The 14,536-nt window shown below is 71.5% G+C and carries 13 protein-coding genes; 12 read left to right on the forward strand and 1 reads right to left on the reverse strand.

The genetic code is table 11. From position 1 onward, the window contains the following. Positions 1-639 (forward strand): potassium-transporting ATPase subunit C (locus ACFWU9_RS30275; protein ID WP_384324078.1); only part of this gene is annotated, 639 nt, incomplete at its 5' end. A gap of 94 nt (positions 640-733) precedes the next feature. Here ACFWU9_RS30275 and ACFWU9_RS30280 read toward each other — a convergent pair. Next, positions 734-976 carry a DUF6411 family protein gene (locus ACFWU9_RS30280; RefSeq protein WP_384324080.1) on the reverse strand — a complete coding sequence of 81 codons (243 nt, stop codon included), beginning with the start codon at positions 974-976 and terminating at the stop codon, positions 734-736. Between the two features lie 245 nt (positions 977-1,221). On the opposite strand from ACFWU9_RS30280, the gene ACFWU9_RS30285 reads away from it, so the two are divergent. The 11 genes from ACFWU9_RS30285 to ACFWU9_RS30335 all read left to right on the forward strand — a co-directional run bounded on the left by ACFWU9_RS30285 (position 1,222) and on the right by ACFWU9_RS30335 (position 14,442). Continuing rightward, positions 1,222-3,879, forward strand: a complete 2,658-nt coding sequence (locus tag ACFWU9_RS30285) for a DUF6185 family protein (RefSeq protein WP_384324082.1) — start codon at positions 1,222-1,224, stop codon at positions 3,877-3,879. Between the two features lie 550 nt (positions 3,880-4,429). Next, complete coding sequence (locus ACFWU9_RS30290) at positions 4,430-4,702, forward strand: hypothetical protein (protein WP_384324084.1); 273 nt, start codon at positions 4,430-4,432, stop codon at positions 4,700-4,702. 38 nt (positions 4,703-4,740) lie between these two features. After that, positions 4,741-5,565 (forward strand): helix-turn-helix domain-containing protein, encoded by an 825-nt coding sequence (locus ACFWU9_RS30295; protein ID WP_384324086.1) that lies wholly within the window; start codon positions 4,741-4,743, stop codon positions 5,563-5,565. 361 nt (positions 5,566-5,926) lie between these two features. Continuing rightward, entirely contained in the window at positions 5,927-7,027 is a 1,101-nt protein-coding gene (locus ACFWU9_RS30300) for a substrate-binding domain-containing protein (protein ID WP_384324088.1), read from the forward strand. Further along, a complete protein-coding gene (locus ACFWU9_RS30305) occupies positions 7,028-8,620 on the forward strand; it encodes an ROK family protein (protein ID WP_384324090.1) in 1,593 nt (530 codons plus the stop codon). Beyond that, positions 8,617-9,429, forward strand: coding sequence for an ATP-binding cassette domain-containing protein (locus tag ACFWU9_RS30310; protein WP_384324092.1), 813 nt, complete (start codon positions 8,617-8,619; stop codon positions 9,427-9,429). Before ACFWU9_RS30305 ends, ACFWU9_RS30310 begins: the two co-directional genes overlap by 4 nt. Next, entirely contained in the window at positions 9,426-10,679 is a 1,254-nt protein-coding gene (locus ACFWU9_RS30315; protein ID WP_384324094.1) for a sugar ABC transporter permease, read from the forward strand. The genes ACFWU9_RS30310 and ACFWU9_RS30315 overlap by 4 nt, the downstream gene beginning before the upstream one ends. Then, positions 10,676-11,701 carry an SIS domain-containing protein gene (locus ACFWU9_RS30320; RefSeq protein WP_384324096.1) on the forward strand — a complete coding sequence of 342 codons (1,026 nt, stop codon included), beginning with the start codon at positions 10,676-10,678 and terminating at the stop codon, positions 11,699-11,701. Before ACFWU9_RS30315 ends, ACFWU9_RS30320 begins: the two co-directional genes overlap by 4 nt. A 124-nt stretch (positions 11,702-11,825) precedes the next feature. Then, entirely contained in the window at positions 11,826-12,671 is an 846-nt protein-coding gene (locus ACFWU9_RS30325; protein ID WP_384324098.1) for a GntR family transcriptional regulator, read from the forward strand. Next, complete coding sequence (gene nagA / locus ACFWU9_RS30330) at positions 12,668-13,765, forward strand: N-acetylglucosamine-6-phosphate deacetylase (RefSeq protein WP_384324100.1); 1,098 nt, start codon at positions 12,668-12,670, stop codon at positions 13,763-13,765. Before ACFWU9_RS30325 ends, nagA begins: the two co-directional genes overlap by 4 nt. Beyond that, positions 13,762-14,442 carry an N-acetylmannosamine-6-phosphate 2-epimerase gene (locus tag ACFWU9_RS30335; RefSeq protein ID WP_384324102.1) on the forward strand — a complete coding sequence of 227 codons (681 nt, stop codon included), beginning with the start codon at positions 13,762-13,764 and terminating at the stop codon, positions 14,440-14,442. The genes nagA and ACFWU9_RS30335 overlap by 4 nt, the downstream gene beginning before the upstream one ends. Positions 14,443-14,536 lie beyond the last annotated feature (94 nt).

Here is a 14,536-nt window from a genome sequence, read left to right on the forward strand (position 1 = left end):
CGCCTCCTCACCGCCGCCCTGCGCGCCCTCCTCGTCCTGACCCTCCTCTGCGGGCTGGTCTACCCCCTCGCCGTCCTCGGCATCGGCCAGGCAGCGTTCAACCACCAGGCCAACGGCTCCGAGATCACCTCCGACGGCAGAGTCGCCGGCTCCTCCCTCATCGGCCAGCGCTACGACCTCCCCCTCAAGGACGGCCAGGAGACCCCCGAACCCGACCTCAGATGGTTCCAGCCCCGCCCCTCCAACGGACTGGGCACCAACACCGTCAACACCCAGTACAGACTCCTCCTCTCCGGCGCCACCAACCGCGCCGGCGACAACGAGGAACTCATCCACTGGATCAAGGACGCCAAAGCCGCCGTCATCAGGGACAACACCACCAACGGCCACAGAATCAAACCCTCCGACGTCCCCCCCGACGCCGTCACCTCCTCCGGCTCCGGCCTCGACCCCCACATCTCCCCCCAATACGCACACATCCAGATCCACCGCATCGCCGAACTCAACAACCTCCACGTCACACAAGTACAGAAACTCGTCGACGACCACACAGACGGCCGCATCCTCGGCTTCATCGGCGAACCACACGTCAACGTCCTCCAACTCAACATCGCGCTGAAGGCACTTGAGCGGAAGTGAGTGAGGGCGGGGGCTCGCCGGGCCCGTTCGCACGTGTGACGCCCGCCTGATCGGCGGGCGTCACACGGGTCGGGACCGGCCGGGGGCCGACCGGTCAGAAGGGCAGCCGACCGCGGGTACGGCGTCCCGCGGAACCGCTGCGGCCGACCGCGCGGGAACTGCTGCTGAAGGGCTTGCGCAGAAGCCTGCCGAGTCGGCCGGGGGCCTTGCCCGCGACCTGTCCGCCGGTTCCCAGCGTGCGCTGTGCGCCGCGCTGTGGATGGTGTGAGAGGCGGGGGAGCAGGAAGGCGAGCACCAGGATTACTGCGCAGACGACGATGACGCCGACGATCATCATGTGCGGCCTCCTTATGTTGCGTTCATGGCCTTCGGCGCCGAGCGCCGACGTGATGCGGGTACCCCGGGGTTGTCCGCGTACGCGCTGTGTGACGGCCTCCTCACCACGGACCGTCGAAGAGCCGGTCACACGGCGCGATGGCCCCGGCGGCGGTGGCCGGTTACTCTGCATCTCCGTTGACGCGTCGGTCCGTTGACCGACTCGATCGATCGACCGAACCGGTTATCCGCCGCGGGGGGCAGGGGATGCGGCGAGCGCTGCTGCTGTTCGTCTTCACGGGACTGCTGGTGCTGTCGTCGCTCGGCGCGGCCGACACGGCCTCGGCCGCCCGGGCTTCGGCTCCGACCGCCGGACCGGGGGCCCAGGACAGCTGTCTGTCGGGGCAGTTGACGACCGCGCGGGTCGCCACCTCGGTGCGCCTCAAGCACGACGGCGAGGACTACACGAAGGCCGAGAGCGATCTCGTGGTCCAGGTGCCGAAGACCTGGAAGCTCGCGCGGAATCTGCTGCTGAACGGGGACACCGAGCGCTACCGCTCCGCCATGCGGTGTGTGCTGCGCTACCCGGACGACCCCTATCCGTACCGCGACACGGAGGCGCGCCCCTGGCCGCCGAAGGTGACCGTCGAGGCGAAGTGGATCACCGTTCGGCACCGGGCCGTCACCTACGTGGACGACCGGCGCGACCGGGACTTCGGACCCTGGCGCATCACCGTCGGCAAGCGTTTCTGGACGCTGGCGCTGGTGCATCCGCCCGCCCTCGGCAAGGCGTGGTGGCGGGAGATCACGGTCGACCTCGGCGGGCGCTCCGCCCGCACCATGTCCCCGACCCCGACCAAGGGGTCCGCCACCCGGCTGACCTGGGTCCGGGCCGAGGCCGGTGGCAGGCCGCCCGAGGTGCGGATCGGGGTGCAGCCGCCGGCGACGAAGGCCCTGATCACGGGGTGGGGCCAGAAGCCCTGGTATCTGCTGACGTCCGCGGCCTGGCTGACCTGGGAAGTCGCGGCCTTCCTCGTCCTGTTGCCGCTGGTGCGCATGCTGCGCCGTAGCCCCGCGTCGTCTCCGGAGACACCCGCCGAGGAGGCCACCCGGCGCGATCTCCTGCTCTGGGCGTACGTCTCGTTCGCGGTGGCCCTGATCTACGAACTCGACGACATGGTCCCGAGCTTCGCCGGCGACTACGGCGTACTGCCGTGGTGGCCGGAGTACCGGACCGCCATCCACTTCGGGCTCGCCGCGTGCGGCGGCGCGGCCTTCTGTCTCTTCGGCCTGTACGGCCTGGTGGGCAGGGACCGGATCGTCGCCGTGTCGACCGTCCTGGTCGCCGGGGCGTATCCGGTGGTCGTGGCGGGCGCGCCCCGGTGGTTCGGGCTGCCCGCCGGTTTCTGGCTCGACGAGAACGACCTCACGGACGTCGAACTGCTCCGTGACACCGGCGGGTTCCTCTGGCTCGCCCTCGCGTGCTCCTGTGTCGCCTTCGTCTGGCTGGTCGGCACCGTACTGGCGGTGCGGCGGCTGCGCGGCGGGCCGGTTCAGCTGACCGGGACGCCCCCACGGGGCCGGCCCCTCTGGTGGACGCCGGCTCTCTGCGCCGTCATCGCGCTCGCCGTCGTGGCTCTCGCCGTATGGGCCAATCAGAACGCCTGGGAGCAGGAGTCCTGGCTGAGCGCCGGGCCGGGCGACGACTTCTACGACCGCTGGCATCTGGCGCACCTCTACAACTCGCTGGCCTGGTTCCCCTCCAACTGGCCGGATGTGTTCTCCGTGTGGGCGGCCTGGTTCATCCGCAACGGAGTGCTCCTCGCCGTACTCGCCGCCCGGTCCAAGGCCCCCGGAGCCTCCCCGGTCTCGCCGCCCCCGCCGGAGACGCTGGTCCTCACGGTGCTGTTCGTGACGGTGGTGGTGCCGATTCCCGGCTGGTACGTGGGTGTGCCGGCCTATCTGCTCGACCTGCCGCCGGTCCTGCTCGCCGGATACCTCCTCCTCTCCCTGGGGCGCCGCCGGTCGGTGCTGTCCCAGGAGCTGATACCGGGGACGCCTCTGCGCGAGGTGATACGGGAGCCGGACCGCCAGTGGCTGATCGACTCCGCGCGCAAGTACCGCGATCTCCATCTACAACTGCGCCGCTGGGAACAGGGCGACCAGGAGGGGGAGCGCACCGAACTGGAGGTGAGACTCGACGACCTGCACCGCTGGAACCCCGGCGACGCGACCTCCCCGCACGCCGGAAAGGCGCTGCCGGACTCGGTGGACGCGATAGAACTCGTCCTGGCGTGGGGTCCTCGCGACACCTGGTGGCGCAACGCCTGCCGGGCCGCGTTCTTCGCCGCGGTCGTCGCGCTGCCGGCCACCGCGATCTCCTTCTGGGCGAACCATGTGCGCGGGCCGCTCTGGGGCAACGTATCCAGGGACCAGTTCGGGGCGGCCACCCTCGTACAGTCCGTGATCACCACGGAGCTCATCTGGGCGGCGGCGGGTTTCGTCCTCGGCGCGCTGTGGCGCACCCTGCCCGGCCGGCGCGGCCCGGCGAAGGGCCTGGGCCTCTCCCTCGTGTACGCGACCCCGGTCGGCCTCTACTGGATCACCAGCCGGGCGGTCGGACAGCCCTTCGGCACCTGGGCCCTCGATGTCGCGCTGACCCTGCTCATCCTGACGACGACGGGCGTGGCGATGGACATCGACACCTTCCGCAAGGAGGGCCACCACTGGCCCACGAAGGCGGCGCTGCTGCTCTCCATCTACCAACTCCGCACGGCCTCGGTCCAACTGGCCTTCTTCGTGGCCCAGGTGGTGGCGCTGGTGGGAGTCTGGCAGCAGCTGAAGGGCAACGATCCGATGGTCCTGATCGAACCGCAGACCCCGACGGGCGACCAGGGCGGCCCTTCGACGGGCGACCCGCCGTGAGCGGTGATCCGGCGGCCTACAGCCCGAAGGGCCGGCACCGCGTGTGCGGTGCCGGCCCTTCGACGGGCTCATGCGGCAACAGGAGGCCCGTAACGCCCTGTTCAGCTGGTTGTTGGAGCCAGTAGCGATCAGGGGCGGTGCCGGGAGAGAGGTACAGACCACTTGCTCTCTCGGCGTCCGGCGGATCGTGTCAGCGGTGCACAAGATCATGCAACCCCGATTGAGGCGTGCGCGCATCAACGCGTTCATACCACGTCTCACGGACAAGCATGTTGATCACAGCGGGGCCAAGTCCAGCACCGGTCAGAGGTCTCCGCCGCCTTGGAAGTTGACTCTGCGTCGCTTTTTCTTCCGCCGGGCACGCCAGACACGGGCGCATCAATCAGATCTTCGTCCCCTTTCGGATTGGGATTAGCTGCCCGGCTGCTGAGAACATCTGGACAACCACACCGGGCGGCGGCAACTGCCCGTGGTCTGCAACCAGTTGGAGCCAGTAGCAGGTGTCCGGCGGCCGTTCCGGCCGCCGGGCATCACGATCAGGAGATACCGCGTGAACAAGAAACCCCCAGCCGCGTCGTGCGTGGAGAGCGGTGCGCCGGCCCCGCGCCGGCTGTACAGCCCCGAGGCCGTCGTCATCATCGTGATCGTCGTCGTGGCCGCGATCCTGGTCGCGTTCGCGGGCCTGCCCCTCGCCGACGCCCTGCAACTGCTCGCCGGGGCGGGCCTGGTGGCCGTCGTCGTCCTCGCCCTGGGCAGGGCGGGACCCGCGAAGGGGCTCCGGGTCGCCGTACGGGCCCTGCTGACTCCCGGCCCGGCCGCCTGAGGGCGGGCGCGGCCGTGGGGCGCCCGGAGAAGCCCATCGTGACCGACAACAGGGCGTTGCGCGGTCTGGCGCAGTGGCTGCGCGAACAGCGACGACGCGCGGGGCTGAGCTATCGCGACCTCGCACTCCGGGCCGGTGTGCATGCCACCACGCTCCAGCGCACGGCATCGGCGGAGAGCGTCCCGACGCTCTCCGCCGTACGCGCCTACGCCCGCGCCTGCGACGCGTCCCCGGAGGACGCCAAGCTGCTCTGGAAGCGGGCCAGATACGAGGCGACCCGCTCGGCCCGGGGCGGGCGCACCTCGCCCGCCCCGTCGCCGGCGCTGGTACGCGACTTCGCCGATCTGAGCGCGGGGCTGCGGGAGTTGTACGAGAAGGCCGGCTCGCCCTCGCTGCGCACGATGGAGGAGCGGGGCGGGGACTACGGCGCGCTGCCCCGCAGCACGGCCCACCGGATCGTGAACCGGCAGGCGATGCCGCACAACCCCGCCCAGTTCCAGGCCTTCCTCCGCGCGTGCGAGGTCCCGGACGCGGACCGCCGTGCCTGGGAGGACGCGTGGAGCCGCGCCTGGCGCCACCACAAGCAGAGCGAGGGGGAGACGGCGGACACGCTCCACGCGGTCCAGGATCCGCCCCGTACGTCGGACGGTTACTTCAACCCCGTTCCGCTGACGGCGGCCGAGGCGGTGACCCCGGCCGGTCTGCCGCGGCGCGCACGCCAGAACAGCCTCTACGGAGTCAGGGCGGCGGCCTGGTACGAGACGGTCGAGGTCCGCTTCGCCCCACCCCGCTCCCCGGACAAACGGCCCCGGTCCACGCGCACGCCCACCCGGCAGGTCCAGCCCGCGCGGAACGCGGGCTGACCTGGGCGGTTTCGGTCGGGGGCCGGCTCGGTCGCGGCCCGGTTCGGCTGGATGGCGGGCCTGGTGCGGCCCGTCAGCTATGCGACCACCGGTTCAGACCAGTTGTCGGTCGAAGCTGCTCGCCGTGCACGACGCGCGATGGAGCGAGCCGTTCCGCTGGTCGGCATATCCCCTGAGGCTCTGGAGCCTTGCTGGCCAGCAGCGGGTAATACCAGTGGTCTACTTAGGTTACCGAGCCGTGATACCAGAGGGTTGACCAGTGGTTGGTGCCAGTTCTAGCGTGCTCCGCATCACTTCGCTCGAAATGGCCCGAGGGGGACAAACTCTCATGAACGTTACTTCTCAAGCACGTCGCCGACGCATGGCCGTTCTGGGGGTGGCCGCGGTGGGAGCCCTCCTGGCCGCCGGGTGCGGATCATCGGATTCCGGGGGATCCGGAGGGGCCGGCAGCTCCGCCGTCGGTGACGGGAAGAAGCACGTCGTCGCCCTCCTCCTCCCGGAGAACGCGACCGCCAGGTACGAGGCGCGAGACAAGCCGACGTTCGAGAAGGAGCTCAAGAAGAGCTGTCCCTCCTGCGAACTCCGCTACTACAACGCCGCCGGGGACGCCGGCAAGCAGCTCAGCCAGGCCGAGTCCGCGCTGACCGCGGGCGCGAGCGTGCTGGTGATCGATCCCGTCGACTCCAACGCCGCCGGGGCCGCCGTCGCCAGCGCCCGGCAGCAGGGCGCGAAGGTCATGAGCTACGACCGCGTCATCTACAACGCGGGTGTCGACTACGCGGTGAAGTTCGACAACGTCCAGCAGGGCGCCGTCGGCATGCGGTCGCTGCTCGGCAAGCTGAAGAAGGACGGCAAGACCTCCGGCAACATCGTCATGATGAACGGCGACCCGGTCGACTCGGGCGCCAAGCCCGAGAAGGAGGGCGCGCACAGCGTCATCGACAAGTCCGGGTACACCGTCGCCGCCGAGTACGACACCAAGGGCTGGTCGGCGGCCAACGCGCAGAACCAGATGCAGCAGGCCATCACCAAGCTGGGCGCGGCCAACATCGACGGCGTCTACGCGGGCAACGACGGCATGGCCACCGGTGTCATTGCCGCGCTCAAGAGCGCGGGCGTCAAGCCGATGCCGCCCGTCACGGGTCTGGACACCCAACTCGACGCGATCCAGAACATGGTCGCCGGTGATCTGTACGAGAGCACCTACCTGCCCGTCGAGACCGAGGCGCGGATCGGCGCCCAGGCGGCCGCCGCGCTCGCCAAGGGTGAGAAGCCCGCCGGGGATCTGCTCAACGGCACCGTCGACGACGGCACCAACAAGGTGCCCGCGTATCTGCTCGACTCCATCGCCGTGACCATGGAGAACATGCGGGAGCTGCTGATCGACAGCGGCTATCTGACCGTCGACCAGATCTGCACGGCCGACTACGCGAAGGCATGCGCCAAGGCGGGACTCCGCTAAGTGAACTCCCTCCCCACCAGCGGTGCCGCCCGGCGCGTCGCGGTCGACCTGGGCGGCACCACGGCCCGAGCGGCGCTCGTCGACGCGGACGGCGTGCCGAGCGCCCGGCTCAAGGAGCCCGTCCGGCACGGCGCGGCCCACGAGCAGGTCGCCGATCTGATGACCCGGGTCGCGGCCGGTACGGAAGCGGTCTCTGCGGTCGTCGGCCTGCCCGGACGGGTGGACCACGTCGAGGGCCGGCTGCACGTGGCGCGCAACCTGCCGTCCACCGACCTGGACCGGCTGTCCGCCGCGTACCTCTCCGAGGTCACCGGGCTGGCCGTCGAGCTGGCCGGTGACGCGGAGCTGGCCGCCGTCGGCGAGTCGTACTTCGGCGCCGGGACCACCACCGGGACCACCGCCTACCTCACCCTCTCCACGGGGATCGGCGCGGCGGCGGTCGCCGACGGGCGCGTGCTGTCGGGACGGGTGTCTGGGTTCCAGATCGGCTTCCTGCACCTGCTCGGCGCCGGGCGCCCCATGATCGAGGACCTCGGTTCGGGACAGCGCGTCCTGAAGGCCGCGCGAGAGCTCGGCACGGACGTCGACCACCGCACGCTCACCGAACTCGCCGCCGCGACCGGCATGTCGCCGGTGACGCGGCGGGCCCGTGAGCTGGCGGCCGGCGCGCTCACCGACATCGCCGACGCGGCGGGCGCCGCGGTCTCGCTGCTGTGCCACGTCGTCTCACCCGACGTGCTGGTGGTCGGCGGCGGGCTCGCCCGCGCGGCCGGTGCGGAGCTGCTCGCCGAACTGGACCGCCGTATCCGCTCCGCCACCTCGCACGTCACCTGGGACGTCGAGGTGCGCGCCGCCCGCCGCGGTGACGACGCCGGCCTCGCCGGCGCGGCCGTCTGGCATCTGGCCAGACCTGCCGTCGTCGCCGCGACCGAGCACGCAAGTACGGGGGCTTACCACCGCGGTACGGAGGCCGACCACGGCGGTACAGAAACCGACCACCGCAGTACGGAGACCGAGCGCCCAGGCACGACGGCCGACCGCCCAGGCAGGACGGCCGACCGCCGCAGTACGGAGGCCGACCGTCGCGGCACGGAAACTGACCCCCGCCGTACGGAAACCGACCACCGCAGTACGACGGCCGACCCCCGCCGTGCGGAGGGCGACCACTGCGGTACGGAGGCGTACCACCGCTGTACGACGGCCGACCGTCGCAGCACGACGGCCGGCCGCCGCAGTACGGAGGCCGACCACCCGGGCGCGACGGCCGGCCGCCGCAGTACGGAGGCCGAGCGCCCAGGCACGACGGCCGACCCCCGCCGTACTGAGACCGACCACCCGGGCGCGACGGCCGGCCGCCGCAGTACGGAGGCCGAGCGCCCAGGCACGACGGCCGACCCCCGCCGTACGGAGGCCGACCGTCGCAGTACGGAGACCGACCCCCGCCGTACGGAGACCGACCCCCGCCGTACGGAGACCGGCCGCCCAGGCGCGACGGCCGACCCCCGCCGTACGGAAAGCGGCCGTCCAGGCGCGACGGCCGAGCGCCCAGGCGCCGAACCAGATCACCCCGGTACGAAAGGAGACAGCCGATGACAGCGACCGTCCACAAGGCGGCAAAGAGCCCGCCGCCCGTGCTCGAACTGGAGCACATCAGCAAGAGTTTCGGCGCCGTACAGGCGCTCGGCGACGTCAGCATGAGCGTCGCCGCGGGCGAGGTCGTCGCACTCGTCGGCGACAACGGGGCCGGCAAGTCCACCCTGATCAAGACGGTCTCCGGGGCGCACCCCCGCGACGGCGGCACCATGTCGGTCAACGGCGAGCAGGTCTCCCCGCGCAAGCCCATCGACTCGACGCGCCTCGGCATCGCGACCGTCTACCAGGACCTCGCGCTCTGCGACAACCTCGACATCGTCGCCAACCTCTTCCTCGGCCGCGAGAAGCACCACGGCGGTTTCCTGAACGCGCTCGACATGGAGGAGATCGCCGTCGGGCTCCTCAAACGGCTCTCCGTCAGGATCAAGGACCTGCGTGTCCCCGTCTCGTCGCTCTCGGGCGGGCAGCGCCAGTCGGTCGCCATCGCGCGGTCCCTGCTCGGCGACCCCCGGCTGGTCATCCTCGACGAGCCCACCGCCGCCCTCGGCGTCGAGCAGACCGCCGAGGTGCTCGAACTCATCGAACGGCTGCGCGCCGAGGGACACGCCGTCCTGATGGTGAGCCACAACCTCGCGGACGTCTTCGACGTGGCGGACCGGATCGTCTGTCTGCGGCTCGGACGCAGCGTCAGCGAGTTCCCCGTCGAGGGGACCACCGAGGAACAGGTCGTCGCCGCCATCACGGGCATCGCCGACAGCAGTGCCCACAAGCGCCGGAAGCTGCGCCGCGACCGGGCCCAGGAAGGATGACCGTGACCACCGACACCGCCACCACCGGCCGACCCCAGCGCGGCCTCCTGCCACCCGGCGCACCCTCGGAACCCTCAGGGGGGAACTGGATCCGCGAACGCGTCCAGCGCCTGCGTACCGGCGACTTCGGACCGCTGCCCGTCATCCTCGGCCTGATCGTCATCTCGCTGGTCTTCCAGCTCGCGAACGGTCGCTTCCTCTCGCCGCAGAACCTCTCCAACCTGAGCCTGCAGATCGCCTCGACCGGCGTCATCGCGCTCGGCATCGTCTTCGTCCTGATCATCGGGGAGATCGACCTCTCCGCCGGATCGGTGAGCGGACTCACCTCCGCCACCATGGTCGTCCTGAGCATCAACCACGGGTGGCCACCGGTCCTCGCGATCATCCTGGCCGTCGTGTTCGGCGCGGCCATCGGCCTGTTCCACGGATTCATCTTCACGAAGCTCGGCGTCCCGTCGTTCGTACTGACCCTCGGGGGCCTGCTCGCCTGGCAGGGCGGCCAACTCCTCGTACTGGGCAACCAGGGCACGATCAACATCCCGTACGACGGGACGATCGCCTCCCTCGCCAACACCACCCTCCCCGCGTGGATCGGCTATCCGATCGCCCTCCTCTACGCGGCGGTGTCGTTCGGCAGGGCGTTCCTCGGCACCCGGCGGCGGCGCGAACGCGGGCTCACCGTGCGCCCCCTCACCGGGACCCTGGTGCCCGCCTCCGTGATCACGCTGGTGATCCTCGCGGCGACGGCCGTCTTCCAGCAGTGGCACGGCATACCCCTGTCGCTGATCATCTTCGTCGGGCTCGTGGTGATCGTCGACGTACTGCTGCGCGGGACGACCTTCGGCCGCAAGCTGTTCGCCGTCGGCGGCAACGCCGAGGCGGCCCGCCGCGCGGGCATCCAGGTCGGCACGGTCAAGGTCGTCGCCTTCACCATCGCCTCCTCGCTCGCCGCCTTCGGCGGTGTGCTCGCGGCCTCGCGCCTCTTCGCGGTCAACCAGGCCAGCGGCGGCAGCGACATCCTCCTGAACGCCATCGCCGCGGCGGTCATCGGCGGCACCAGCCTCTTCGGCGGGCGCGGCACCGCCTACTCCGCACTGCTCGGCATGCTCGTCATCGGAGCGGTGTCCAACGGCATGGATCTGCTCAACCAGACCTCCGCCGTCAAATACGTGATCACCGGCGCTGTACTCGTCGTCGCCGTCGTGATCGATTCCCTGGCACGACGAGGAAGGGCGGCTAGCGGCCGATGAGTGTCAACGCGTTTCTGCGACAGGGTTTCATCCCCTTCGAGGAGGGCGTGCTGGACCAGACCGCCCGGCTCACCGAGGTCGCCCCGGTCCTGCGCGAACGCGCGCTCGCCGCGGCGGGCGCCGCCGGCCGGCCCGCCCAGGTCACGTTCATCGGCATCGGCGCGAGCCTCGCGGCGCTGACCGCGCCGGCCGCCCATCTGTCGGCACGCGGCATCCCGAGCGTCCGGCTCAACGCGGCCGAGGCGGGCCCGTTCGACGCCGGCGCCACGCTCGTCGCGCTGTCCCAGTCGGGCCGCAGCCGCGAGACGGTCGACGCGATGCGCGCGGCCCCGGGCCGGGGGCTCGCGGTCGTCAACGTCACCGACTCGCCGATGGCCTCCGCCGTCGACACCGTGCTCACCCTCGGGGACCTGCCCGACAGCCTCGCCTCGACGATCGGGTTCACGGCGTCGGCGATGGCCGTGTCGATGCTCGCCGAGATCTGGACCGACGGCGAACCGTCCGCGTCCTGGCTCACCCTGGGGGAGCGGCTGGCCCGGTTCCTCACCGAGACCGCGCCGCTGACCGAGGAGATCGCGGACCGGCTGTCGGCCTCCTCGGTCGTCGACCTGGTGGCGCCCGCGGACCAGTACGGCGCGGTCGAGGGCGGCGCCCTGCTGCTGCGCGAGGTGGCGCGGGTGCCCGCCGCGTCGTTCGAGACCCGTCAGTATCTGCACGGGCTCATGGAGTCCACCCGCCCCTCGGCCCTGCACATCGTTCTCGACGGTCCCGACGACGGACAGATCGTCCGGGCCCTCGGCTCGCTCGGCCGCCGGATAGTGGAGCTGCGCACCGGCGCTCCCGTCGCCCACGACGAGCGGACGCAGGTGGTGCCGATCGGGACGCAGGGCCCCCTGGAGACACCGATCTTCGTGGCGGCGCTGCTCCAGCGGGTGGCGCTGCGCTCGGCGCGGGCACGGGGGATCGACCCCGACGAGTTCCTGTTCCTCGACACCGGCACCAAGCTCGACGACGACGAGTAGCCGTCGGCTCGGCGGCGACGCGTAGCCGTCGCCGGTCCGGTCCGCCGGACACCCCCGCCGCACCGTGCGGCGGGGCCGCGGAATCCATTCATCACCCCCCATCGCAACGGACACAATCGGTTCTATGTCTACTTCGCCAGCACTGCACCGCAAGGTCGCCCAGCACCTCAGGGAACGGATCGAGTCGGGTGTGATCGCACCCGGTTCGAGGATGCCCTCCGAGCGGGTTCTCGCCAGTCAGTTCGACGTCAGCCGCGTCACCGTGCGCCAGGCGCTGAAGGATCTGGAGGTGGCCGGCCTGGTCACGGTCGTCGCGGGGGCGCGGTGGGTACGCAGGGAGACACCCTCCGCGCCGGCCCCGGTCCGCCCCGGCGGGCCGGACGCCGAGTCGATCGAGGAGGGCGCCACCGGGCTGGTGAGCTTCTCGGACCTCGCCGCCGCGAACGGTCTGACCTCCAGCTCGAAAGTGCTGAAGTGCCTCACCCGGGCTGCGTCGCTCGACGAGGCGGACCTGCTGGGCATCGCGCCGGGCGCGCCCGTGGTCGAACTGGCCCGGCTGCGCTATCTCGACGGCATCCCCACCCTGATCGACTTCTCGCTCATCCCGGAGGGGCCCGCGCCCGGACTGAGCGAACACGACTTCAGGTCCGCCTCCCTGTACTCCACACTCGCCGAGGAGTACGGCCTGCACGCGGTCAGGGCCGACTGCGTCATCGAGGCGCGCGGGGCGACCGCCGAGATCGCCGAGAGGCTCGGCCTCCCCACCGGCGACCCCGTCCTGGAGATCGTCCAGACCACGTTCGACGAGAACCGCCGTGTCGTGCAGTGGTGCCGCAGTGTCTACCGCGGGGACCGCTACCGCTTCCGCGCCGCCCTCGAAGGCCAGGCGGGCCGCGCCCACCACCCCCCGACCGCGGCGGAACCGGCCGGCCGCGGCGCCGCACCCCATCTAGCGAGGTTGTATCCATGAGAGTTTCCGCACGCGGCGCCGTCATCGCCGGCGCCTGGCTGAAGGGCGACATCGAGGTCGAGGACGGACGGCTGGTACGCGCCGGTCTGCCGTCGACCGGCAGGGGGTACGTCCTGCCGGGCCTGGTGGACCTCCAGGTCAACGGGTACGGCGGCGCCGACTTCAACGCCGCGACGGAGGCGGAGTTCGCCCGCGCCCTCGCGGCGCTCGCCCGGGACGGCGTACTCCACGTACAGCCCACCGTCATCACCGACTCCGAGGAGAACGTGGTCCGGCAGCTGCGCGTACTGGACGGGCTCCGCCGGTCGGCGCCGCCCGGCGCGAAGGTCGTCGGCGTGCACGCCGAGGGCCCGTTCCTCTCCCCGCACCACCGCGGGGTGCACCGCCCCGAGTACCTGCGCGACCCCGACCTCGGCATCGTGCGCCGTTTCCTGGACGCCGGGCCGCTGCGCACGATCACCGTCGCGCCCGAACTGCCCGGCGCGCTGGAGCTGATCGCCGGGGCGGCGCGGGAGGGAGTCATCGTGCAGGCCGGGCACTCGGGCGCCGACGCGGCGACGGCGTACGCGGGCTTCGACGCGGGCGCCCGCGCGGTCACGCACCTGTTCAACGGGATGGTCCCCTTCGGCCATCGCGCCCCCGGCATCGCCGGCGCGACCCTCAACCGGGAGGACGTCGCCATCCAGCTCATCGCCGACGACATCCATCTGGCGCGCGAGACCTCGCTGTTCGCCCTCAAGGCCGCCGAGCACCGGATCATGCTCGTCACCGACGCCGCGTCCCCGGCGGGAGCGGGCGACGGTGTCTTCACCGTGGGCGGCTTCACGGTCACGGTGACGGAGGGGGTGCCGCGTCTGCCCGACGGCACTCTCGCCGGCAGTACGGTGACGCTGCTCCAGCAGGTGCGGGGGCTCGTCGAGCACGGCTGGCCCGTCGACCGCGCGGTGAACCTGGCCAGCCGCGCGCCCGCCCGCTTCTACGGGCTCACCGGCGTGGGGGAGCTCACCCTCGGCGGACCGGCCGACCTGATCGTGACCGACGAGAACGTCGACGTCGTACGCGTCCTGATCGACGGTCAGGAGTTCACGGCATGAACCTCATACCCCGCGGGCTGATCGTCTCGCTCACCCCGTCCCCGCTCTCGCCCTGGCAGCACGTGGAGGACATCGCCCGGCTCGCCCACGCAGCGCGGGCCGGCGGCGCCGTCGCCGTGAAGGTGGACGGCCCCGACGCCGTACGCGCGGTGAAGCGCGCCGTCCCCGGCTTCCCCGTACTCGCCGTGAGCATCGACGGCTCGCACGGCGGGGTCGTACGCATCACGCCGACGCTCGCCCACGCGACCGCCCTGGTGGAGGCCGGCGCCGACGTCCTGGAACTGGAGGCCGACTCGGCCGCACGCCGCCAGGACGGGCAGGACCTCGCCGAACTGGTCGCGTCCTTCGCCGCGTTGGGCCGCCCGGTCAAGGCGGGCGTCCCCGGAATCGACGACGCGCGCACCGCCGTACGGGCCGGCGCCACGATCGTGAGTTCCTCCACCATGGGCTACCCCGCGAAGGCCGACAGCGGCCCACTGCCCGACCTCGGCCTGGTCGAACGCCTGGTGGCGGAAGCGGGGGTCCCGGTCGTCGCCGAACGCGGCTACTCCACCCCGGCCGAGGCCCGCGCGGCGATGGACCTGGGCGCCCACGCGGTGGTGATCGGCTCGGCAATCACCGACCCGGTCTGGCTGACGTCCCGCTTCACCACGGCGACGGACACCAGGGCTGGGTAAGAGGGCTCCCGCGACAACCACCGTGCGGGATTCACGCGTGCGACGGCCCGTCTGGGGCTTGGGCCCGACCACCGCCCACCCGGGCTCGGGGCAG

The organism is Streptomyces sp. NPDC058653 (genome assembly GCF_042716895.1).
GTDB lineage: Bacteria > Actinomycetota > Actinomycetes > Streptomycetales > Streptomycetaceae > Streptomyces.

Excerpts from the sequence above, each read along its gene's own strand:
- ACFWU9_RS30325 (WP_384324098.1), top strand. The coding sequence starts at position 11,826 with ATGTCTACTTCGCCAGCACTGCACCGCAAGGTCGCCCAGCACCTCAGG.
- ACFWU9_RS30320 (WP_384324096.1), top strand. The coding sequence starts at position 10,676 with ATGAGTGTCAACGCGTTTCTGCGACAGGGTTTCATCCCCTTCGAGGAG.
- ACFWU9_RS30285 (WP_384324082.1), top strand. The coding sequence starts at position 1,222 with ATGCGGCGAGCGCTGCTGCTGTTCGTCTTCACGGGACTGCTGGTGCTG.
- ACFWU9_RS30300 (WP_384324088.1), top strand. The coding sequence starts at position 5,927 with ATGGCCGTTCTGGGGGTGGCCGCGGTGGGAGCCCTCCTGGCCGCCGGG.
- nagA (WP_384324100.1), top strand. The coding sequence starts at position 12,668 with ATGAGAGTTTCCGCACGCGGCGCCGTCATCGCCGGCGCCTGGCTGAAG.
- ACFWU9_RS30315 (WP_384324094.1), top strand. The coding sequence starts at position 9,426 with ATGACCGTGACCACCGACACCGCCACCACCGGCCGACCCCAGCGCGGC.
- ACFWU9_RS30335 (WP_384324102.1), top strand. The coding sequence starts at position 13,762 with ATGAACCTCATACCCCGCGGGCTGATCGTCTCGCTCACCCCGTCCCCG.
- ACFWU9_RS30310 (WP_384324092.1), top strand. The coding sequence starts at position 8,617 with ATGACAGCGACCGTCCACAAGGCGGCAAAGAGCCCGCCGCCCGTGCTC.
- ACFWU9_RS30280 (WP_384324080.1), bottom strand. The coding sequence starts at position 976 with ATGATGATCGTCGGCGTCATCGTCGTCTGCGCAGTAATCCTGGTGCTC.